The sequence below is a fragment of the Streptomyces deserti genome (assembly GCF_054782695.1).
In genome coordinates this window covers 1-1,716 of the sequence record NZ_BAAGRZ010000101.1, presented here as the reverse complement: position 1 = coordinate 1,716, position 1,716 = coordinate 1, and the positions used below count along the sequence as shown (strand labels likewise).

At 70.9% G+C, this 1,716-nt stretch carries 1 protein-coding gene; it reads right to left on the bottom strand.

From position 1 onward, the window contains the following. On the bottom strand, positions 1-1,716 hold a 1,716-nt coding region (locus ACYVMZ_RS39265; RefSeq protein ID WP_461088096.1), incomplete at both ends, for an acyltransferase domain-containing protein.

Here is a 1,716-nt window from a genome sequence, read left to right as displayed (position 1 = left end):
GAACCCGCACCAGGCCGGCCAGCGCCTTCTCATCCACCTCCGCCGGCAGATCGACCAGACCACCCCACAGCTGCGGGTACTCCAGGGCCACCACACGCCCCAGGCCCCACACCGACGCACCGGCCACATCGACCGACCCGTCGGACCGGCCTACGGACACCGCACCCCGTGTCGCCACCCACAACGGCGCACCGATCCCCGCGTCACCCAGCGCCTGCACCAGCGCGAGGGTCAGCGTGGTGCCGGCAGGGACGGGCGCGAACGGCAGCGCGGGAGAGGTGGCCGCGAGCAGGGACAGCACGCCGGAGAGGGGTTCGTCCGTCGCGGTGGCGGTGAGCAGGTTCCGCAGCTCTTCGCGATCGGCTCGCTCCGTGTCGACCAGCAGCACCTTGGCCTGTGCTCCGCTGTGCCTCAGAGCCCGTACGGACGCATCGGTCCAGGGCAGGTCGCACGCGTCGGCGGGCGCTACGACGAGCCAGGTTCCCGTGTGCCGGACGGGGGCCTGGCGTGCGAGCGGCTTCCAGGAGGGCCGATACCGCCACGCGTCCAACAGGGACTGCTCGTGCCGCCGTTGCCGCCACGCGCTCAGAGCCGGCACCACCGAGCGGAACGCAGCCTCCTCGTCGACCCCGAGCGCGCTCGTCAGCCCCTCCAGGTCCTCGGCCTCCACGGCCTGCCAGAAACTCTCGTCGACCAGTCCCCCTCCGGCACCGGCTTGAGTCTGCTTCTGAGGGTTGAGCCAGTAACTCTGGTGTTGGAAGGGGTAGGTGGGCAGGTCGACGCGGTGGCGGGACTCGGTCGGCGCGAACAGCGGGGTCCAGTCGATCGCTGTGCCGCGCACGTACGCCTGGGCGAGTGCGGTCAGGAACGTGTCCAGCTCCGGGCGGTCGTTGCGCAGGGCCGGGATCAGACCGGCCTGGGCCTCCGGGGCGGTGAGCGTGTCATGCGCCATCGCGGTCAGGACCGCGTCCGGGCCCAACTCCACGATGGTCGCAGCCCCGAAGTCGGCGAGTGTGGTCAGGCCGTCGTGGAAGCGGACCGCCTCACGGACGTGACGGACCCAGTACTCCGGGTCCCGCAGCTCGCCCGCCGAGGCCATGCGACCCGTCAGGTTCGAGACCACCGGCAGGGACGGGGCCTGGTACTCGAGGTTCTGGGCGACTCGGCGGAACTCGTCGAGCATGGGCTCCATCAGCGGGGAATGGAACGCGTGCGACACCCGCAGCCACCGCGTCTTGCGGCCCTGCTCGCTGAAGACCTGCGCCAGGTCCTCCAGGACAGATCGATCCCCGGACAGCACCAGCTGGGACGGACCGTTGACGGCGGCGATACCCACCCGCTCGGCGTGGCCCTCCAGCAGCGGCAGGACATCCTCCTCCGCAGCCTGGACGGCGAGCATGGCGCCGCCTTCCGGCAGGGCCTGCATCAACCGGCCACGCGCCGCCACCAGACGAGCGGCATCCTCCAGCGACCACACCCCGGCCACATACGCCGCCACCAACTCACCGATCGAGTGACCGCCCACAACCTCAGGGCGCAGCCCGAAGGACTCCGCCAGCCGGAACAAGGCGACCTCGATCGCGAACAGCGCCGGCTGCGCATACCCCGTCTGCTCCAGAACGTCCGCCTCGGTGCCGAACATCACCTCCCGCAGCGGACGATCCAGCAGCGGATCCAGATGCGCGCACACCTCATCCAGCGCATCCGCGAACACCG